The sequence below is a fragment of the Enterococcus sp. 3H8_DIV0648 genome (assembly GCF_002140655.1).
GTDB lineage: Bacteria > Bacillota > Bacilli > Lactobacillales > Enterococcaceae > Enterococcus_A > Enterococcus_A hulanensis.
On sequence record NZ_NGLG01000001.1, the window covers coordinates 2,269,360 to 2,290,381 of the forward strand.

Here is a 21,022-nt window from a genome sequence, read left to right on the forward strand (position 1 = left end):
ATGCGCCCTGCTATTATTCTTCTTAATCAATATTCAAATGGTCGCTATTTTCTTTCGCAAAAATTAAAAAGTTGGGATAATTTAGTATTATTTAAGAGTTATAATAAATAAGTGGAGTTAAAAAAATATAAACATTATGGAACCTTATTTTGGGTTAGAAGGAGAGAGCACTTATGCAAACAAAACCATTGTCACAGATTACACTTTTCACTATGGGGCGGGCGAATCTGGAGAAGCGCCTGGCGAAATTTTACGAAGATTCTTCCGATGCGGATTCGACGCTTCAATATTTGGTGGCGGTGCTGGTTCGGCAATGTTTGTGCATCAGTGATTTCTCGGATTTTTGCGGGGACTTGGTTCAGGAGATCCTTTTATTTGCGGAGCCGTCAGATGTACTGCGGAAGCTTGCTCCGTTGTTTCGGGCGTCCTTTAAATCCGGTAAAGAATGGGAAACGGTTACCCGCCGTCTCTATAAAAATAAGAATGAATATCATCGCTACAACAATCGCGTGAGCGACAATAAGAAGTATTTATTTAGTGCTACAACACCACCCGAAAAAATGGATGGCCAATATAAAGTCGTCTCGACCTTTGAGGATGCGGTGGGGAAGATCCATACATGGAGCTTGCGGGATGCTGACTCGGAATCTTCTGGAATGAAAATTGATGCGGCGCTAGAGCTGCTGTCGTCTTTGACGATCTTTGAAAAGGATGGCATCCGCCGTTTTGTTAAGCTGGAAAATTCCGATATCTTCAACTGCACTCGCTATCCGAAAGTCAGACATGGTGTGGTCTTGGAGACGTCTGCCCAAAATTCGGTGGTGGAAGAGGCTCCAAGTCAAACTCCTGCTCAGCCCGCCGCTTTCGACTTCAGTAACCTGAGCGAAGCAGAAAAACTAGCATTAGTGAAAATGCTTTTACCAGAAGGAATGGTGCTGACAGACGCTCGGATGACGGAGCTAGGAGATGAAGCAAAGACCGAAAGTCCGGCCACCGTCGCACAAAAGGCTGAACCAAACAGCGCATCAACTTCGGCAGTCAAAGAAGCACCGAAAGCCGAAACCAAGAAGCCCGTGGATATTCCTGTACACAAGAAAAATTCCTATTCAAACTACCAAAAGCCGAAAAGTGAGAAGCAGAAAAAGCGCGAGGCAAACGACGAACTGATGATGAAAAGAGAAAAAGGCAAGGGCGGCGTTGGAAAAAAGAAAGATCGGAAACGCAATCGAAGGAAATAGGTTGCGCTGATTGAGGATGTTTTTGGTGAAATAGGATTTCAAAAAAATTGGCCTTATGAGGGTTTATTTGTTGTGCAAAAAATTTATGCAGTCCGAACTTTTCACAAATAATTAGCAAAATAGCAGAACAACTACACGACAGACTATGCTGATGCGGTTGTTCTGCTTCGTTGTCTTCCCCCCTGCTCATATTTCATTATTCATCGTTTCGACAAATGAAAATGAACGTAAAAAACAGCGAATCCATCCAGATTCGCTGTCCCAACTATTTACGTAAGATTTTCTCCAGTTTTTTTCCTTTGGCTAATTCATCTACTAGCTTGTCCAAGTAGCGGATTTTTTGCATCAACGGATCTTCGATGTCTTCTACGCGATAGCCGCAGATCACACCTTTAATCAAGGTAACATTCTCGTTTAACTGCGGGACTTCAGCAAAAAAGGTCTCCATGTCGACACCTTGATCAATTTGCTTTTGCAGTTCCTGCTCATCATAGCCAGTCAGCCAGTAAATGACCTGATCGAGTTCTTCTTTGCTGCGCCCTTTTTTCTCGATTTTCTGAAGATACATTGGATAAATCGAGGCAAAGCTCATTTTAAAGACTTTACTCATTTCATGACCTCCGTTTTCAAATAAAATATAAGATAATCAAAAAGATGCAGGTAATCACGACCACGCTTGCTCCGGCAATTTTTGTCCGCTTCATCTCTTTATGGAATTTCTCTTCCTCACCCTTCAAACGAGCTATTTTCCATTTGAAGGAGGACAACGTTATAAAATTAGTCAGCAAAGCGGCCGTTACAAAATACAGTATCCCACCATGAACAATTGCTGAAGGCAAATACATCATCAATATCAAAATAATCCCAGTCAGCACAGGATCAATATAATAGAGCCCCGTTAGATTCGCGATTTTTTCTTTTCGCTTGATTTCTTTCACCACAGCGGAATCCGCCACTAGTAGATCGTCTAAAGAAACTTGGAACACCTTTGATAAACGCAGCACACTTTCGATATCCGGTACGGTCTTGCCTGTTTCCCAATTTGAGATCGTCCGTTTCGATACGAAAATTTTATCGGCTAATTGATCCTGTGTCCATTTAGCTGCTTGCCGTTCCATTTTGATTCGTTGACTGATTTCCATTTGATTCACCTTCAATAATTGGATTTATTGCTTTAACAGTACGTCATTCCTATGAAGCTGTCGATAGAAAGTTCTTTCCACCCTTGATTTGACAAGGATTTTCTTAACGTGTCACGCCATCTTTTCTAGCAGCTTCGGCGACCTTCATAGTGATCAGGTCCACCACATTTTCATCAAAGGCAGATGGAATAATGTAGTCTGAATTCAATTCTGAGTACGGGATCGAATCGGCAATCGCATGAGCGCACGCCAATTTCATGCGCGGCGTAATTTTTTTCGCTTCTGCTGTAAAGGCGCCGCGGAACAATCCCGGAAAGGCCAATACATTATTGATTTGATTAGGAAAATCGGAACGGCCCGTCCCCACAACAGAGGCACCGCCTGCAATTGCTTCGGCATACGTGATCTCCGGTTCTGGATTTGCCATAGGAAAAACAATATTGCCGTCGTTCATTGAAGCAATCATTTCTTTAGTAACTAGATTTGGCGCGGAAACACCGATGAAAACATCTGCCCCTATAAAAGCTTCCGCCATCGTACCTGAGAAGTCTTTTGGCGCGATCAATTCTAAGATTTCCTTTTCAACAAAAGTCGCATTCGTCATTTGGTCATTCAACGCGCCATCTTTATTAAAGGCAATGATATTTTTCACCCCAAGATCAACTAACATATGAATAATCGCGCTGCCGGCTGCGCCGGTTCCTGAGATCACGACTTTTAAATCTTGCGCCTCTTTTTTAACCAGCTTCAACGCATTGATCAACGCAGCCGTTACGACAACGGCGGTCCCATGCTGATCATCATGAAAGACGGGAATATCCAAGGCCTCGATCAACGCGCGTTCGATCTCCACACAACGCGGCGCACTGATATCCTCTAGGTTGATTCCACCAAAGGTCGGCGCGATAGCTTTAACGATCTGGATGATTTCCTGCGGGTCTTTGGTATCAAGGCAGATCGGCACTGCATCAATGTCTGCGAATTCCTTGAACAGCAAAGCCTTTCCTTCCATTACAGGCAACGCGGCTTCTGGTCCGATATCGCCTAACCCTAGAACTGCCGTACCATCGGTAACAACTGCCACACTATTGCCTTTCCAGGTATAGTCATAAGCTTTATTTTTGTCTTCGGCGATTTTTCGGCAGGGCTCTGCAACGCCTGGTGTATAGGCTAAAGATAAGTCGTCTTTGTTGCGGACCTTCGCTCTGCTGGTTACTTCGATTTTTCCGTGCCATTTCTCATGTGCTGCCAACGCTTCATCATAGATAGTCATCGTAATTCTCTCCAATCATTTTTTCCGGTCGAACCCATGCTTCATATTCTTCTTCGGATACATAGCCTAAACCTAATGCCGCTTCTTTCAACGTTGAACCTTCGTTAAAAGCTTTCTTGGCAATCTCTGCTCCTTTGTCATAGCCGATATGTGTATTCAATGCCGTTACCAGCATTAATGATCGTTCCAACAATTCGGCCATGCGTTCTTCGTTTACGACTAATCCTTTCAAGCAGTTATCACTAAAAGAATGCAGGGCATCTGTTAACAAGCGAATACTTTGCAATAGATCAAAGGCGATCAATGGCAAATAAACATTCAATTCAAAATTTCCTTGTGAGGCGGCGATCCCAATCGTGGTATCATTTCCCATTACTTGGACAGCCACCATGGCTAGGGCTTCGCACTGAGTCGGATTCACTTTCCCCGGCATAATCGAACTTCCCGGTTCGTTGGCAGGCAAGGTGATTTCTCCTAAACCACTGCGGGGGCCGCTAGCCAGCCAGCGGATATCATTTCCCATCTTCATACAATTCGCCGCTAATGCTTTTAACGCTCCGCTGACAAATACGACAGCATCTCGATTAGCCAGTGCATGGAACTTATTCGCCTCACTGATAAAATGAATGCCTGTTTCTTCTTTTATTGCTTCGATGAAGGCATCCTCATAAGCTTTCGACGCGTTCAAGCCCGTTCCTACCGCGGTCCCGCCAATAGCCAGCTGACGCAATTCTGCCAAGCTATTGATCAGCATATTCTCGTTATGCTCCAATGCCGAACGCCAGCCGCTGATCTCTTGGCCAAAGGTCACCGGTGTCGCATCCTGCAAGTGGGTCCGTCCGACTTTGATCACATGCTTGTTTTTTTCTTCCAGCTCTTCCAGCACACCGATCATCTCGTGGATAGCCGGCAATAGATTTTTCTCAATTGCCACAGCTCCGGCAATGTGCAACGCGGTTGGAAAGACATCATTGGAGCTTTGCGACATATTCACATCATCATTCGGATGAACCGCCAAATCTTTTTGACTTGCCAAATGTGCGATCACTTCATTGGCGTTCATATTGCTTTGGGTTCCGCTGCCGGTCTGCCAAACTACTAATGGAAACTCGTTCCAGTGCTCACCTTTCAGCAGCAAATCTGCGGCATTTTGAATGGCGAGTGCTTTTTCAGCCGCCAACTTCCCAGTTCTTTGATTGGCGATCGCGGCCATTTTCTTGACCAGCACTAAAGCGTGTAAGAGCTCTGGCGGCATTTTTTCCCCGCCGATTTTAAAATTCTGGCGGCTGCGTTCGGTTTGCGCCCCCCACCAAGCCGCTTTCGGTACTTCAATTGGGCCCATTGAATCTTGTTCGATCCTTGTTTCCATGTATTCGACTCCTTCATATTGGTATGTATTTTTCTACCTATTTTGTTCAATTATCGCTTATTTAATGAATAAAAGGTAGGGCTAACTTAATTTAATGCATTCCTTTTTCTGAAAATCACAGAAAAACGAACGTATTCTTGTACGCGTAACATTCTGCAGAAGCTGATGGCAGAACGCGCAAAAAAAGTACAAAAGTCGTTAAACTTTTGTACTTAGTTAGTTATTTATTTATCTCTGGTATCGAAAAGAATTGTAACTGGTCCATCGTTGACCAATGCCACGTCCATGTCGCCGCCGAATTCTCCGGTCTCAACGGTCAAACCAGCTTGGCGCAGACCTTCATTAAAATACTCGTATAAAGGAATCGCTGTTTCAGGCCGGGCTGCCTTTACAAAACTTGGACGATTGCCTTTTTTCGTATCCGCATATAGTGTAAATTGCGAAACGCTCAAGACACTGCCGCCGACATCTTGCAGCGATTGATTCATTTTTCCTTCCGCATCTTCAAACACTCGCAATAACGGAATTTTTCGAATCAAATAATCCGCATCCGCTTGAGTATCCTCTTCATGGATACCCAGAAGAATCATAAATCCGCGATCGATCTTGCCAATGAGCTTCTCATCGATAGTCACGCTCGCCTCGCTAACACGCTGAATAACTGCTCGCATAAAATCCTCCTTACTAACCTTTCGTCCGTTTCACACTGTAAACATCTGGAACAGACTTGACCTTATCAACGATTGAATACAGATGATTTAAGTTTTGAATTTTGAAGGTTAAATTGATAACCGCCAAACGATCCTTGGTCGGTTTCGCTTCAACACTAACCAATTTCTTCGTCATTCCGCTAACAATATTCAACACATCATTCAGTAAGCCATCGCGATTAAAGCCGTAAATCTCCAAATCAGCATTGTATTCTTGAACAGAATTAGTCGTATCTTCCCATTCCACTTCAATCAAACGCTGTTGGATATCTTTTTGCTTCGTGATATTCGGACAATCGGCACGGTGAATCGAGATTCCGCGGCCTTTGGTGATGTATCCTACGATATTGTCGCCAGGAACCGGGTTACAACAATGACTGATTCGAATCAACAGATTGTCAATTCCTTGGATCACGATGCCGCCTTCATGACGAACTTTGATTTTTTCTGGTTCTTTCGGATTGTTGACCATGTCATCAACAGCATCCCGCTGTTTTTGTTTCATTTGTTCACGGCGTTCTTTTTCCGTCAAACGGTTAGCAAAGGTCAACGCACTCATTTCCCCAAAGCCAATAGCCGCATACAGGTCTTCTTCACTGTGGAAATTAAATTTGTCCAATGTATCAGCAAGCTTATCTTTCGTCAGCATTTCCTTTGGTACGAAGCCTAGATCATTGATACATTTAACCACTGCGTCATGGCCCTTCGTGACATTCTCTTCCCGATCCTGCGTTTTGAAGAAGCGTTTAATTTTATTTTTCGCTTTGCTGGTTTTGACTAAATTCAACCAATCACGACTTGGTCCAAAGGAATTCGCCGAAGTCATGATTTCGATAATATCGCCATTTTTCAGCTTGTAATCCAGTTGCACCATCTTGCCGTTGACTTTGGCACCAGTTGTTTTGTTCCCGATATCGGTATGGATACTATAAGCAAAATCCAACGGCCCTGAGCCCTTAGGCAATTCGGTGACATCGCCTTTTGGTGTAAAAACATAAACCTTATCACTGAAAATATCGCCTTTGACGCTCTCCATAAATTCGGAAGCATCATAGCTTTCATCCTGCAGTTCGATAATTTCTCGGAACCAATCCAGTTGTTTATTATCTTGATTGGTTTCTATTTTTTCGGTCTTGCCTTCCTTATATGCCCAGTGAGCAGCAACCCCGAACTCAGCGATCTGGTGCATCTCGTGGGTCCGAATCTGAACTTCCACTGGATTGCCGCTTGGTCCAATAATGGTCGTATGCAACGACTGATACATATTCGTTTTAGGCATCGCGATATAATCTTTGAACCGACCGGGCATTGGTTTCCACTTTGTATGGATCGCCCCTAGTACGGCATAACAGTCCTTGATCGAGTCCACGATTACTCGAATAGCCAGTAAATCATAGATTTCATCGAATTGTTTTTTTTGATCCCGCATTTTGCGATAAATCGAATAAATATGTTTGGGACGACCATAGATATCCGCTTCGATTCCTAATTCCTTCGTAGCCGACTTGATTTCATTGACTGATTCTTCGACAAAGCCCTCACGTTCATCACGCTTGCTGCGCATTAAGTGAACGATGCGGTAATACTGCTTTGGATTCAAGTAGCGTAACGCTGTATCCTCTAATTCCCACTTGATCCGGCTCATCCCCAAACGATCAGCCAGCGGTGCATAGATTTCCAATGTCTCACGAGCGATTCTGCGCTGCTTGTCATCGCGTAAATATTTTAACGTCCGCATGTTGTGCAAACGGTCGGCCAATTTAACCATGATGACTCGCAAGTCCTGTGCCATCGCCAACAACATTTTACGGTGGTTTTCAGCTAATTGTTCTTCGTGTGACTTATACTTGATTTTCCCTAATTTGGTGACACCATCAACCAATGAAGCCACATCTTCACCAAATTCAACCTTTAAATCCTCTAAAGTAACCGGCGTGTCTTCTACAACATCATGTAAAAAACCCGTCGCCACAGTGTGAGGGTCCATATGTAAATCAGCCAAGATCCCCGCTACTTGAATCGGATGGATAATGTAGGGTTCTCCTGATTTGCGAATCTGGGGCTTATGCGCTTCATAAGCAAAGTCGTAAGCCTTTTGTACAAACGCCACGTGCTCTTTTCCCATGTACGTACTAACCATCCTGATGACGTCAGGACCGGTTAATTCAACTTCTTTTGCCAAGTGACGTTCCCCCTTTATTTATAAACGGTGTCCCAGAAGCAGCTTCTAAGGAAATAAGCACTTCTGTCCCAACCTCTTTTGAAAATGATTGTTCTTATTATACAAAGTCTAGTAGGCTTTTTCAATCAAATCAGCGCTGCAATTCATAGTAGAAACTCGCTGCGCTCAACAAATAAAACGGCGCTGTCTCTGTCCGTAAAATCCGTGGTCCCAAACCGCAAAGCTTTGCTCCAGCTGCTTGGAAACTTTCGATCTCTTTCGGCGTCAATCCACCCTCTGGTCCAAAAACCACCAATAGCTTTTGGCCTGCACTTAATTGCTGAAAGGTTTGAACTAATTGAGCCTGCTCCCCTTGCTTTGCAGATTCTTCATAAGCGATCAAAACAGCATCGTATTCAGAAAAGCGGGCGATCAATTCTTTCTCCGAAGCAAAATTGACGATTGGAAGTGCTTGTCGATGGGATTGCTCCGCTGCTTCTTGGGCGATCTTATTTAACCGCTGCTGTTTTTTCTTTTGCTTTTTCGCATCCCACTTTGCTACTGAACTTTCGCCGGGAAAAGCAATAAAATCATGAGCACCAAGCTCCGTTCCCTTTTGCACGATCAGCTCTAATTTTTCTCCCTTAGGAAAACCGCTGGCGATCGTGATCTGGATCGGTAGTTCTCGCTGCAAACTTTCTTTTTCAATTTCCTCCAAGACCACTTTGTCGCTGTCGATCGCGGTGATTTTCGCTTTGACAGCCGTTTGATCCTTAAAGACAAGAAAAACCTGATCATCGACAGACATCCGCATCACCCGAGACATATGATGATGCGCTTCACCAGACACTTCAACTGTCGACTGATATGCTTGATCAATAAAATAGCGCTGCATCTTAGTCTTCCTCTGGTTTCTTCAAGATAATGGCAAACCAATCCTTTTGTTGGAATATCCGATCGACCTCAAAGCCTTGCGTGTACATTTCTTCCAGTACCATATCTTTCTTGTCCTCAATGATACCTGAAACGATGAATGTTCCCTCTGGCTTCAATAAACGCCAAGCGTCTTCGATCATCAAGACGATGATATCTGCTAAAATATTCGCTACGATCACATCTGCTTGTTTTTCCACACCGACTAATAAATCATTGGCCGACACATGGATATTTTCAGTATTGGCATTTAGATCAACATTTTCCTGTGCAGAGCGCACCGCAACTTCGTCTAAATCATAAGCGTAAATGTCCTTTGCTCCATAAATCGAGCTGGCAATACTCAATACACCAGAGCCTGTTCCGACATCCAAGACCGTTTCTCCGCCGCGCAAAACAGTTTCCAATGCTTGCAAGGTTAGATTCGTCGTTGGATGTGTGCCCGTTCCAAAGGCCATGCCGGGATCTAAGGTAATGATTTTTTCATCCTCATGCTGTGCTTCATATTTTTCCCAGCTTGGCACGATCGTTAAATAGCGTGTTACGCGAACAGGATGGTAATATTTTTTCCAAGCCGTCGCCCAGTCGCTTTCTTCCACTTCGCTGACTTCCACGATATTTTTCCCGATATTCAATCCAAACTCCGGCAATTTTTCAATCTTAGTTTTAATAAATGGCAAAATTTCCGGCAAGAAAATCGTTTCTGGAAAATAGGCCATTACAACTGCGCCTTCTTTTAAACTTGAAAAAGTTTCCTTGTCCAAAAGCTCGCCATACTGATCCTCTTGATAATTTTCAAAATCCAAAGCATCTTCGATCGCTACACCAGAAGCACCGGCTTCCATTAAAATATTCGAGACCGCTTCAACTGCTTCGCTTTCCGTTGTTACTTTGACTTCATTCCATTTCATGGTTGTTCCTCCCCTATTTCATATTAAAATAATTATTTTCAAGCCGTATACCATTCTACTAAGCTTGCTAGAGCAAGAAGTAGAACGGGCATCCTAATAGCTTGGATATGGCAGATAGCTGCTGTCGGTCGGTTTGATTGACGCTTTGAAAACTGCATCATCCCAGTTCATTTCAAAAATCGCATCATCGTTGTCATCAGCTAAAAAATCTAATAGGTCGCTTTGTCCTTCATCGATCACATCTTTCAAGTAATCAACGACCGCGGTTAATTCATTTTTCTTCATGCCTTTTTTGCCTTCGTATGGAATCACTGCTAAAAAGTCCTCTGGATCATAGACCGACTTATCAGGATCAACTAACAAAATCCCATCTTCAAATTCAATGATCTCTTCTTCAGAAGCCACACCATCTACATCATCGATCTCAATTTGACCTTTATTTTCTCCATAAATACGAAATGCGATTTCAAAGCTGCGGTTGCGTGTGTCCCAATCTAAAGCTAATTCATAGTCAGGGATTTTTTTGTTTAAATAGCTGTCTAAATAAGTAACCATGGTTTCTTTTGCCATTTTTATTTCCTCCATCCATTGTTTTCTTCTATTAATACTTTGCGTTGGTTCGTTATGTAAGGATTCCCATGAACGACATAGCGCAATGGTCGTTGCGTCCAGATACCTTTGTTTGGGATTCCGATACGCGGCAAGGCATCGATCTGCTTTGGGTTGCGTCGTTTCTCTGGAATCAAATGCAGAGAACTCGTAAAAATTGATTCTCCGTATAATTCCCGAGTGATACCGAGTGCTTCGACCAATTTTCCTGGTCCATCCGATATCGCTGCACCAGTCCTGCCATGACGATTCAGAATCATCTGTTCGACACCTTCTGCAGGTTCAATCCCTCGAATCATCACACCTTGAGGAATCCCTTCAGGCTGTGTGATCATATTCAAAATCAAATGCGTATGCATCGTATATAAATAAATCGTTCCCGGTTTTTCGTACATCGCACGAACACGCGGCGTATTACGCATGCCGTAACTATGCGCGGCTTCATCATCAGGCCCCAGATAGGCTTCACAATCAACAATGTATCCGCCCAGTTTCCCCGCGGGTGTCTCATGCTCCAAATACATCCCCAATAAATATTGAGCCACATTTTCGGTCGTTTCAGTATTAAAATAATTGATTAACTGTTCCATTTTTCTCACCTTCTACATGATACACAATAATCATGCCGCATGCTACGCTCAGCGATCAAAACTCAGCAAACACAAAGGAAACATGTTACAATGGGAACGTACATTTGCCAGTTTTCCATCATGCTTTAGCATGATTAGTAAAATGATATGCGTACGAAAAACAGTCTCGTTAATCTTGAGCTAGCTGCCAGTCCTACTTTTCACAGTTTGCTAAAATTGAAGAATATTCAAATTATTAGCAGCTTTCTCCCAAAAGAAAGGTTTAGTTGGATGGTATGCGTACGAAGATACTACTATTTTTCGTGAGTTTCGAAAAATAGTCTCATTTAATCTTGAGCTAGCCGCCAGTCCTACTTTTTCTAATTACTTTGAAAAGTAATCACTGCACGTTATTAGAATCATATACAACTAGTTCAAGTTCCGATAAAAAATACTTTCAAAATTTCAAGGAGGTTTCTTATGCAACAGCCTTTAGCTTTTCGCATGCGTCCCCGCAACTTAGATGAAGTCGTTGGACAGCAGCATTTAGTCGGTCCGGGAAAGATCATCCGCCGCATGGTCGATGCGAGGATGCTTTCTTCCATGATTTTGTATGGGCCGCCCGGTACTGGAAAAACCAGCATCGCCAGTGCCATCGCAGGTTCCACCAATTATGCCTTTCGGATGTTGAACGCTGCCACCGATACCAAAAAAGATTTACAGATCGTCGCCGAAGAAGCCAAAATGAGCGGAACAGTCATCTTATTATTAGATGAAGTCCATCGTTTAGATAAAACCAAACAAGATTTTCTCTTGCCGCATTTAGAAAGCGGACGAATCATAATGATCGGTGCCACTACAGAAAATCCTTATATCACGATCAACCCCGCTATTCGCAGCCGGACTCAGATTTTTGAAGTGAAGTCGCTGAACGAAGACGATATCATCACAGCAGTCAAGACCGCAATGCAAGACAAAGAACGCGGACTTGGGGATTATCCGATTGAATTGGATGAAGAAGCACTGAATCATTTAGCTCGTGCCACAAATGGCGACCTGCGAAGCGCCTTAAACGGCTTAGAGCTAGCCGCAAAATCTACACCGAAAAATGATGAAGAAAAAATTCACTTAACACTTTCGATCATCGAAGAATGTGTCCAACGTAAAGCCTTGACCCATGATAAAGATGGGGATGCTCATTACGATGTCATCTCGGCCTTTCAAAAGTCAGTCCGCGGCAGCGATGTTAATGCCGCGCTGCATTATTTAGGCAGACTAGTTGAAGCCGGTGATTTACCGATCATCTGTCGACGATTAATGGTAATGGGCTATGAGGATATCGGCTTAGCTAATCCTGCTGCCGCGGCTCGAACAGTTCAAGCTGTTCAGGCGGCAGAAAAATTAGGCTTTCCCGAAGCTCGAATTCCTTTAGCAGATGCCGTCGTGGATCTCTGCCTTTCGCCTAAATCTAATTCGGCCTACGTAGCCTTAGATGCAGCGATCACAGATATTCGAATGGGCAATGCCGGTGAAGTGCCCGACCATTTACGTGACAGTCACTATAAAGGAGCGAAAGCTCTTAACCGCGGAATCGGCTATCAATACCCTCATAGCTTTGAAAATGCTTGGGTCGATCAGCAGTATTTGCCGGATAAGATCAAGGACGCTCATTATTATGAACCAAAATCCACTGGTAAATATGAACAAGCACTCGGTCAGCAATATCAGCGAATCGAAGAGTGGAAAAAGAAAAAATAATTAAATATTGCTATATAAAAACAGGAGCTTCGTTCAGTAATTGAACTTAGCTCCTGTTTTTTGAGTTACTTCACACTAGCCTTGGTTTTATTTGTTAGAAAGATACTAGGAATGAAGATCAGTGCTAAAACGACGACCGAGACAAGAAAGCCGGCGTGGTAAGCAGATAGCTCGTGAGCAATCGTCGGCTGAGAGCCTTGCAGAACTGTTGCGACAACAGTCGCGATCATCGCCGAACCAAAGCTTGATCCAAGGTTTTCGATAATGTTGATACCGACACCTGCATCTGGTAATTCTTCATCGGCTAATCCAGTGTATGCATCACTAGTCAACGGTAAATTGATACCGCCGAAGCTTGTACCGCGGATAAATAAAATCAAAGCGATCCAAGCCATACTGGTTTTATCCGTGATAAAGACCAACGGAATCGTCCCTGCCAAAGAGATGATTAAGCTGACGATCACGACATATTTAGCACCAAGCTTATCAATCATTTTACCGATCAATGGACGCGTCACTAACATACCAAGTCCTTGCGGAATCAAGGCGATCGCGGCTTCCATCGCAGAAAAATGTCGGAAATTTTGGAAGAATAGCGGCAAGATCAGCATTGGTCCCATAATCGCGATGTTTGCGAAAAACAGACCGACACTCGATGCTGTAAAGCTCCTATGAGAGAAAATCGTTAGCGGTAAAACTGTCGCGTGATTCTTAAATCGATCATAAAAGATATAAACAAACAGAAGCGCCAAGCCGATACCTGTCCAGAACAATGATTCGCTATTTTTGAAGGTCGCATGATCAGCCGCTTTAGTGATGCCGTAAATCAAAGCGGCACTCATTGCAGACAAATCAAGAATTCCGAAAATATCCAGTTTGCTTTCTCGATTGAATGGTTCAAAGCTTGGCAATGTCCGCATCATTAACGGTACAGCGACCAAAACGATAAAGATGTTGATGAAAAATATCCAACGCCAAGAGACCGCTTGAACGATGAAGCCGCCAAGCACCGGACCAAGGATCGGTCCAAAAATCATAGGAGTGCTGACGATCGCCATTACCCGTCCGATATTTTCTGGTCCAGCAGTTTTAACTAAGAGGGTGGACATCAATGGGGTGATGATTCCAGCAGCAAAGCCTTGAAGCAATCGAAAGACAATAAAGCTGGTAACATTCCAGCTGATCCCGGCAAGTACGGATGTGAACCCGAACAGTATCACCGCTGCGATAAAAATTTTCTTGCCGTCAAAACGATTCATCAACCACCCTGCGATCGGGACAGCGATTGCCAGCGCAAGCACATAGCCAGTGATGGCCCATTGAATCGTTCCTAGTGTTGTATGGAAATTTTTGGTCAATTGATCGATGGCGATATTCACCATCGTAGAGTCGAGCATTGGTGCAATGGCGCCAAGAGCGATCGCCCAGGCTGCCGATAAAACTTCTTTAGGTAATTTATTTGATTGAGTCATAAAGAACTCCTTTCTCAGGTTAACAGGGGATTTTTTGTAGAAATACCATTTTTCTATCCGCACTAAAACGTGGATAGTTCTTGTAAAATGATTTCTCTAAACAGTAGATTAAATTATGGATTAAATTCTTCGAGCCGAATATCGCCGTTTGCTTCATCCTAAAGTACAGATATTGGCGATTTTTCTCGCTGCAGTCGAGAGTCGGTTTTTTTGTTTCCTAGGAAACTATAAAACTATTTTGTTTCCTTGTCAACAAAAATAATTCAATAAAAAAAGCAGTCCTGATCGACTGCTCAAAATTAATTGATCGTAATATCTTGTTTTTTGATTTCTTGATCCAAGTGTTGATTATAGCGTTCAAGAAATTCTATAAAGGCGTCGTATTGCGCATCGGTGACGGATTCAAAAACTACTTCATCACGCGCCTCAAATTCTCGATGAAGCCGCTCATGAATATCGAAGACCTTCTTCCCTTCGGCTGTCAGCTTAAAATATATTTCTTTTTTATTGTCAGTCTTTTGATAGCTTTCGATGTAGCCTTTTTTCAACATTTTTTTTGTCAGCTTGCTAATTGCCCCGCGAGTCATATACATGGATTCCGCCATTTTCGTGACATTCGGGTCTTTGTGTTTGCCAATGAACTCAATACAATGAACTTCTGAAGCAGCGTATCCTGCTAAAGCCTTCTCCATCTTTACCTTATTTAGCCACGCGTATTTATTAAAGACCTCGCTGAACCCTGCCAGAACTTCTTCTCTTTTGTTCATGCCTTTTTTCTCCTATTCATCGTAATGATTTTTTACTGACATCCTGATGAGTGCAAAACCATTCTAGGTTAATTTTGTTTCTATTTCAACAAAATCATTCAACTTTCGTCGTCAGCGTCCAATGAAAAGTCATAGGATGATTGCCTAACTTTTGCCGCTCTTTGGGAATCTTCAGAAAAATGCCCTTTGATTCGTCCCAATCATCAAGAGTCGTTTCCAATGATCCTGTTTGTTTAAATAATATTGCCGCTTCATCCAATGAAGTGATTTTTCCGTTTGCTTGAAAATAGAGCATACCCTCCTCTGGTCCCTCGGCCTGCAACGTTAATTCCCATGGGTTTTGTTCCTTGCGAGTATCTTTTATCTCAAGCTTACCTAAAATTTCAGGATAAAAAGTTGTCTTCCTTCCGATCGCCTGCTGACCAAAATCCATGAGCGTTGGAACCGAAAGCAGTTTGAGACTTCCTGCTCCTTGTTGAAACGCTGCTTTGATTTGATAAAAGTAATTATCTGTCGGCTGCCAGAAATTCTCAGTCAGAATTGTTTTCTCACCATTACTGGCTAATACCTCTGCTTGTTGAAAGGAAACCTGATCCGTTTCGCTGAATTTAAGTTCAGACTTGCTTTTATTTCTGGCGGGAATGATTATTTCTCCCTCTCGTTCATCAGTAATTCCCCAAACGTCTAACGGCAGTGGGTGATTATCGGGCTTCAAGAAAAAGCTGTGGGCGACTTCTCCTAATTGACTGGTTACTTGATAATCAATTATCGTGGCGGCAACAGCCAGTCCAAACTCGCCGTTAGAATCCCCGGTAAACGCACGTCCTGCTTCATCAAAACCGATAAAATTTTCCGGCGATAATGAGCTTTCCTTTCCTGCAAATGTCATCACGGGATAGCCGCTTTGCTGCACAAAATATTTCCCTTTAATTTCTTCCTGATTTTTTGGCAGCAGCAATCGCCAAATTAATTTTTCCTCCGGCACAAGCTTTTCTAGGAAAATATTTTGTGCACCAGCTGGCGAATGGACTTCGGCATTTTTATCAGCGAATAGTTTTCCAGTTTTTAATTCTTCCACCAGCAATTTTGCGCCTTCCTTTAAGGAAAGTTCGCCGAATTGCTGATACTCTTGCTCAAAGTTTTCACTTGTCGCTCCGCTGCCATTTAGAATTGATTTTGCTTCGACTTTATTTTCTACAGCAAGCTGTGTGAAATTATAGATTCTTTCGACCCGAATCTCTTCACTGGAACTCCCAAGCTTTAATGCAATAGCAGCCTCGCTTTTTTCAATCAATCGATTATTGAAGGTCGTAAGGTCGCTGCCGATGATCGTTTTGATTGCGCGAGCTGCTTGAATATCAATCGCCAGTTCATGAGTCAGACTGCCGCCAAAACTATTTTTGACCATCCCTTGAATCAAAGAAAAGCTGCCGTTTGGCGTATTGATTTTCATGCTGATTGCTGGTGTGTAAAGCAAGTTGGGATTTTCTGCTCCGTCTCCCAATACTTCGATCTCAGAAAAAGTTTTTTCCGTTGCTAATTCAAAATTAATTACCTTATCAACTCCGCCTATTTGGTTGGTCCTTTCCGTATTTCTTGGACGTACGGCAGAGATGCCTATTCCTGCTGCCAGCTCTACTGCTCCGGTCAGCTTCAAGGAAACGTTGCCGCTGATCATTCCATTTTTCGCTAGGCCGCCCATAATCTGAGTCGCTTCATTATTTTTTTGAAAGGTTCCTCCACTGACAATGGTCTCTACGTTTCCATCAATCATGTGATTTGAACGTGAACCATAGGAAGCAGCCAGCACTCCTAAAATTTTCCCGCCAGAAATTTCAGCGCGGGCATCACCGATCATCCGCCGATCTTGCGTACTTCCTGCTACGGCGTATCGCTCGATTTTGCCGTCAATCATTTCAAACAGACTGTCTCCATAGACACGATAACAGCTACTGCCTGCCCCGCAGCCGCCACTGGCTTGTCCTCCCTCCATCCGCAGGCGGCTATTTCCTTCAACAACTCCGTTAAAGCTACCGCCATATGCATAGCTCAATAGTGCCTGCTTAACGATCAGTTCTGTTTCACCCTTGATATAAAGTGCATTCTCCCATGAGCTTTGATTGTCCCCGCCCCCGGCAGCGCCACTAAAACCGTAAGTCGAACCTAAATCCTCTTCTTCTCTTGAAAAATTTGGGTCCTTCTCTTTTTGCTTTATATAATCTTCCCAAAGCATGCTATAAACGAGACTTTCCTCACCTAAACTCAGACTGACTTTGCCATTGATCACTCCTGCATAACCAGCACCGCAAACAGTATATCCGCTCCCTAGTCCACGACTGACACAGCCGCCCATCAAACGAGTCCTAACATTCCCCTCAACCGAAAAATTAGTTTGAGATTTTGCCAGTGAATAACGTTCAGCCGGACTCAACTGATCATAAGCTAGTTCCTCAGCCGTGCGTTCTTGCGGATCAGTCAGATTAATTGATGGTACTAACGTTGGGGAATTCGTAAGGCTCTTCTTCTCCACATCCATTCCGCCTGCACCATCAATTCGTTTGAAGGAGCCTTGAAATGCCTTTCCAGCATAAATCTGATTCTCAATATCACCATAAATCGCTCCGCTGTATTGATTTCCTCCGACAAAGCTCCGTTCGCCTTTTTGAAATTGGCGCGTGTCGATCTGAGTCGTAATGGCGGACTCCTGTCCATAAATCTCCCCAGTCTGCGAACCGCCGATTAAAATACCCGCTTCTGTAAAGCCGCCAGCGCCAGAGAGCAGCGTATTAATCGGTCCTGTTTTACCAAAAGCTGCTCCGCCAACAAAATTTCCCAAGCTAAAATCCGCTGAACTAGAGATCAATTGATTATTAATCCTCCCAGTTACTTCAACTGGATCACCCTCAGCACCCAATCCTCCACCAAAGTAATTAGTTAGCGTTCCATTAAGTCTTCGTATCTCGGTTGTGACATCACCCAAAATCTTCCCCGTCAATGAACCGCCGCATAATTGAGTAACGTCACCAGTCAGATCCAAAACTTGAGTCGTCGGACTTCCCGTTAGTGTTCCAGCTTCATTTCCGCCGAAAATTTCCCAGCTCCCGCCTGTTACTCGCTGAAAAATAATTTTAGGATTTCCTACCAAATCACAGTTGCTGCCGCCAAAGACTCGAGTAGTCTGAGTGTGACCAATATCCTCAAAGAACAACTGATGACCGTTCCCATAAATTTTCGCCGCTTGTAAACTTAATGAATTAAAGTGACTATCTTGACCAAAAAAACAATCATTGGGTAAAAACAACTGGGCTTCGGTGCCTATACCTTTGAAACTCAGATTTGCTGACACACAGGAAAAATTAATCGTTTCAAGCGTAGGGTTAGTCCGTTTTTCATTGATGCCGACGGTTGTTTGACTTAAATCAAGCAGCCCATCAAATTGAATCGTATAGTGCTCCTCCGTTCCTAAGTGAGAAAGATCCAAAAGAAGTTCTTTGAACCCTTCAGCGCTTAATGAGTATTCTTTTTGCTGAGCCACCGGAGGAAGAAGCTCCAAAGTATCAGCCTCTGCCTCCATGGAAAAGGACCCAAATAGTAAAATAAATAAAAAGATAAAAAAATAAGCAATTTTTTTTGACATGACGTCCTCCTTTTTTATACAATATACGTATAGAAGACGTGATTATTCTGAAGTGTTTCAAGTTTTTAACTACAAGCCGCTTCGTTGCGTCTCAATAATGACTGTGCTATGATTGAGATGGAAATTCTGTGATGTGCGCGTTGCCTATTTCAGTGTTGACCGAACATTTTTATTGATATCTTGGGATCTGTCTTGTGTCAAAGTTGGTAACATGCCTTTTCATTTGGTAGTTCGACGCTTAGACCATGGAACCCACCTGCTGTATCTTGCGGGATCAATACTATCGGGTGAATAACGGCATCGACGGAATTTTCCATTTTTGATGGAATGAAAGCAATTTGCGTACTGCAAATTGCTTTTTATTGTATTGGAGGAAGAAAATGATCCGCATTTTATTATTTTTGCTTGCACTTATTTTATTAATCTGCAGCTATTATCTGATCAAAAAACCAAATGGGCTTTTAGTCCTTTTTAGCAAAGACTCACAAACAGAATCTCGCCAATTTCTGCGTCGTTTTGGTTCTATCTATGCTGTACTTGGGATCATGGCGGTGATTGTCGGTGTGCTGGATAATCGTTCTTACTCAATGATGTATTTGATCTTGCTTTTAGTAGTCGCAGCGATCTTCGCTTTGTTGATGGGCGGAAAAACAAAAAAAGGTTAACAGTACCAATTTCAAAGATTTTGTTTTAAAATAAAGATGAGAAAAGGAGTTGGTAACGATGGATCAAGAATATAGTAAAATTATGGTAGCAGTAGACGGTTCTAATGAAGCAGAGTTGGCGTTCAAAAAAGCAGTGAATGTCGCAAAACGAAATCAAGCAGAATTATTACTCGCTCATGTTATTGATACGCGTGCATTTCAAACAGTTTCTTCTTTTGATAATGTTTTAGCAGAACAAGCGACCGACATGGCCAAACAAACGTTAAATGATTATGAAGCTGACGCAAAAAAAGCTGGTGTGGAACATATCAGTAAGGTCATTGAATATGGCGCGCCAAAAGTGATGATCGCCAACCAAATTCCCGAAAATAACCAAATCGATTTGATTATGCTGGGGGCAACTGGTTTAAATGCCGTTGAACGCTTGTTTATCGGATCTGTCTCTGAATATGTTATCCGCAATGCCGATTGTGATGTCTTAATCGTGCGGACAGACTTGGATAATAAAGTTCCCGAAAATGATGACTAATTACGTGCATTGAAAAAGCCAACCTCGCGAGGTTGGCTTTTTTCTTATAGCATTGATTTGTATAGAGCGATAATTTCTTCTACCGTAGCGTCGCGAGGATTTCCCGGCGAACAAACATCACGGAAGGCATCCTCTGCGATTTTTTGAACGTCTTCTTCTTTCATTCCGAGCTCAGTCAAGCTTTGCGGAATTCCTACATCGATTCCCAATTGCTTCACAGCTTGAACCGCTGCATCGCGAACTTCAGCTAACGGCATATCTGCCGCACCTTCCACTCCCATCGCAATCGCGATTTCACGATATTTTTCTCCAGTATGATCTTTGTTAAAGTCCATAATCAGCGGCAATAACGTCGCACAAGCTACTCCGTGAGGCGTATCATACCAAGCCGATAATGGATGCGCCATTCCGTGAACTAATCCTAGTCCAACATTTGAGAAGCCCATACCTGCAATATATTGACCTAACGCCATTTTTTCTCGTGCTTCTTGATTACCGGCAACTGAATCACGCAGAGCATGACTAATGATTCCAATCGCTTTGATGTGAAGCATATCGGTCATTTCCCATGCGCCTTTTGTAATAAACCCTTCAATTGCATGAGTCAACGCGTCCATCCCTGTTGAAGCACACAGACCTTTCGGCATCCCCATCATCATGTCACTATCAACAAAAGCAACGACTGGAATATCATGCGGATCGACACAAACAAATTTACGTTGATTTTCTTTGTCAGTAATTACATAATTGATCGTTACTTCAGCGGCAGTTCCAGAAGTTGTTGGTACAGCTAAAATCGGCAATGCCGGTTTTTTAGTATCCGCTGGCCCTTCCAGACTGATCACATCGGAAAAATCAGGATTGGTGATAATGATGCCGATCGCTTTGGCTGTATCGATCGGAGAACCGCCGCCGATGGCTACAATATAATCCGCTTCCGCTGCTTGGCAGGCTTTAACCCCAGCTTGCACATCCTCGATTGAAGGATTCGGTACGATCCCATCAAAAATCTCATAACTTAATTCAGCCTCATCTAAAATCGCGGTAACTTTTGTGGCTACTTCAAATTTCAATAAATCTTTGTCAGTAACGACTAACGCCTTTTTGAATCCACGCTTTTCCGCTTCATTGGCTACCTCTTGGATCGCCCCCTTACCAAAATAAGACGTTTCATTCAAAATCATTCGATTGACTACCATAGTATCTCTCCTTTATTGTGTTTTATTTCACAACTGATTATCCCACAATTAGAAAGCGGTTTCTATGACTTCTAATTGTA

Annotated in this window: 18 protein-coding genes and 1 other RNA gene; 5 read left to right on the forward strand and 14 right to left on the reverse strand. The window is 43.1% G+C overall.

The window, feature by feature from the left end; all coding sequences use genetic code 11:
- Positions 1–173 precede the first annotated feature (173 nt).
- The gene (locus tag A5875_RS10385) at positions 174–1,238 is read left to right on the forward strand and encodes a hypothetical protein (RefSeq protein WP_088933532.1); all 1,065 of its coding nucleotides are present in this window, start codon (positions 174–176) and stop codon (positions 1,236–1,238) included.
- 265 nt (positions 1,239–1,503) lie between these two features.
- Here the strand turns inward: A5875_RS10385 and A5875_RS10390 are convergent, their stop codons facing one another.
- The 10 genes from A5875_RS10390 to A5875_RS10435 all read right to left on the reverse strand — a co-directional run bounded on the left by A5875_RS10390 (position 1,504) and on the right by A5875_RS10435 (position 10,936).
- Positions 1,504–1,848, reverse strand: coding sequence for a DUF2200 domain-containing protein (locus A5875_RS10390; protein WP_088933533.1), 345 nt, complete (start codon positions 1,846–1,848; stop codon positions 1,504–1,506).
- Positions 1,849–1,864: 16 nt separating this feature from the next.
- Positions 1,865–2,380 (reverse strand): helix-turn-helix domain-containing protein, encoded by a 516-nt coding sequence (locus A5875_RS10395; protein WP_088933534.1) that lies wholly within the window; start codon positions 2,378–2,380, stop codon positions 1,865–1,867.
- 103 nt (positions 2,381–2,483) lie between these two features.
- Positions 2,484–3,653 (reverse strand): NAD(P)-dependent malic enzyme, encoded by a 1,170-nt coding sequence (locus A5875_RS10400; RefSeq protein ID WP_088933535.1) that lies wholly within the window; start codon positions 3,651–3,653, stop codon positions 2,484–2,486.
- Complete coding sequence (fumC, locus tag A5875_RS10405) at positions 3,640–5,022, reverse strand: class II fumarate hydratase (protein WP_088933536.1); 1,383 nt, start codon at positions 5,020–5,022, stop codon at positions 3,640–3,642. The genes A5875_RS10400 and fumC overlap by 14 nt, the downstream gene beginning before the upstream one ends.
- Positions 5,023–5,246: 224 nt before the next feature.
- Positions 5,247–5,693, reverse strand: a complete 447-nt coding sequence (dtd, locus tag A5875_RS10410) for a D-aminoacyl-tRNA deacylase (protein WP_088933537.1) — start codon at positions 5,691–5,693, stop codon at positions 5,247–5,249.
- A gap of 13 nt (positions 5,694–5,706) precedes the next feature.
- Positions 5,707–7,914: a RelA/SpoT family protein gene (locus tag A5875_RS10415; protein ID WP_088933538.1), complete on the reverse strand. Its 2,208-nt coding sequence runs from the start codon at positions 7,912–7,914 to the stop codon at positions 5,707–5,709.
- A gap of 130 nt (positions 7,915–8,044) precedes the next feature.
- Positions 8,045–8,788 (reverse strand): 16S rRNA (uracil(1498)-N(3))-methyltransferase, encoded by a 744-nt coding sequence (locus A5875_RS10420; RefSeq protein WP_088933539.1) that lies wholly within the window; start codon positions 8,786–8,788, stop codon positions 8,045–8,047.
- Between the two features lies 1 nt (position 8,789).
- Positions 8,790–9,737, reverse strand: coding sequence for a 50S ribosomal protein L11 methyltransferase (prmA, locus tag A5875_RS10425; RefSeq protein WP_088933540.1), 948 nt, complete (start codon positions 9,735–9,737; stop codon positions 8,790–8,792).
- Between the two features lie 93 nt (positions 9,738–9,830).
- Positions 9,831–10,307 carry a DUF3013 family protein gene (locus A5875_RS10430; protein WP_088933541.1) on the reverse strand — a complete coding sequence of 159 codons (477 nt, stop codon included), beginning with the start codon at positions 10,305–10,307 and terminating at the stop codon, positions 9,831–9,833.
- 2 nt (positions 10,308–10,309) lie between these two features.
- Positions 10,310–10,936: a DNA-3-methyladenine glycosylase gene (locus A5875_RS10435; protein WP_088933542.1), complete on the reverse strand. Its 627-nt coding sequence runs from the start codon at positions 10,934–10,936 to the stop codon at positions 10,310–10,312.
- Between the two features lie 459 nt (positions 10,937–11,395).
- On the opposite strand from A5875_RS10435, the gene A5875_RS10440 reads away from it, so the two are divergent.
- Entirely contained in the window at positions 11,396–12,673 is a 1,278-nt protein-coding gene (locus A5875_RS10440; RefSeq protein WP_088933543.1) for a replication-associated recombination protein A, read from the forward strand.
- Positions 12,674–12,738: 65 nt separating this feature from the next.
- On the opposite strand, the gene A5875_RS10445 is transcribed toward A5875_RS10440, so the two are convergent.
- The 3 genes from A5875_RS10445 to A5875_RS10455 all read right to left on the reverse strand — a co-directional run bounded on the left by A5875_RS10445 (position 12,739) and on the right by A5875_RS10455 (position 18,549).
- On the reverse strand, positions 12,739–14,145 hold the full coding sequence (locus A5875_RS10445) for an MDR family MFS transporter (RefSeq protein WP_088933544.1): 1,407 nt from the start codon (positions 14,143–14,145) through the stop codon (positions 12,739–12,741).
- 299 nt (positions 14,146–14,444) lie between these two features.
- The gene (locus tag A5875_RS10450) at positions 14,445–14,912 is read right to left on the reverse strand and encodes a MarR family transcriptional regulator (RefSeq protein ID WP_088933545.1); all 468 of its coding nucleotides are present in this window, start codon (positions 14,910–14,912) and stop codon (positions 14,445–14,447) included.
- A 94-nt stretch (positions 14,913–15,006) separates the two neighbouring features.
- Positions 15,007–18,549, reverse strand: a complete 3,543-nt coding sequence (locus A5875_RS10455) for a hypothetical protein (RefSeq protein WP_088933546.1) — start codon at positions 18,547–18,549, stop codon at positions 15,007–15,009.
- A 120-nt stretch (positions 18,550–18,669) separates the two neighbouring features.
- On the opposite strand from A5875_RS10455, the gene ssrS reads away from it, so the two are divergent.
- The 3 genes from ssrS (at position 18,670) to A5875_RS10470 (ending at position 19,743) form a co-directional block, all read left to right on the forward strand.
- Positions 18,670–18,863: non-coding RNA, 6S RNA (ssrS, locus tag A5875_RS10460), on the forward strand.
- A 66-nt stretch (positions 18,864–18,929) separates the two neighbouring features.
- Positions 18,930–19,214, forward strand: a complete 285-nt coding sequence (locus A5875_RS10465) for a hypothetical protein (RefSeq protein ID WP_088933547.1) — start codon at positions 18,930–18,932, stop codon at positions 19,212–19,214.
- Positions 19,215–19,272: 58 nt separating this feature from the next.
- Positions 19,273–19,743, forward strand: a complete 471-nt coding sequence (locus A5875_RS10470; protein ID WP_088933548.1) for a universal stress protein — start codon at positions 19,273–19,275, stop codon at positions 19,741–19,743.
- Positions 19,744–19,787: 44 nt separating this feature from the next.
- Here the strand turns inward: A5875_RS10470 and fucO are convergent, their stop codons facing one another.
- Complete coding sequence (gene fucO, locus A5875_RS10475) at positions 19,788–20,942, reverse strand: lactaldehyde reductase (protein ID WP_088933549.1); 1,155 nt, start codon at positions 20,940–20,942, stop codon at positions 19,788–19,790.
- Positions 20,943–21,022 lie beyond the last annotated feature (80 nt).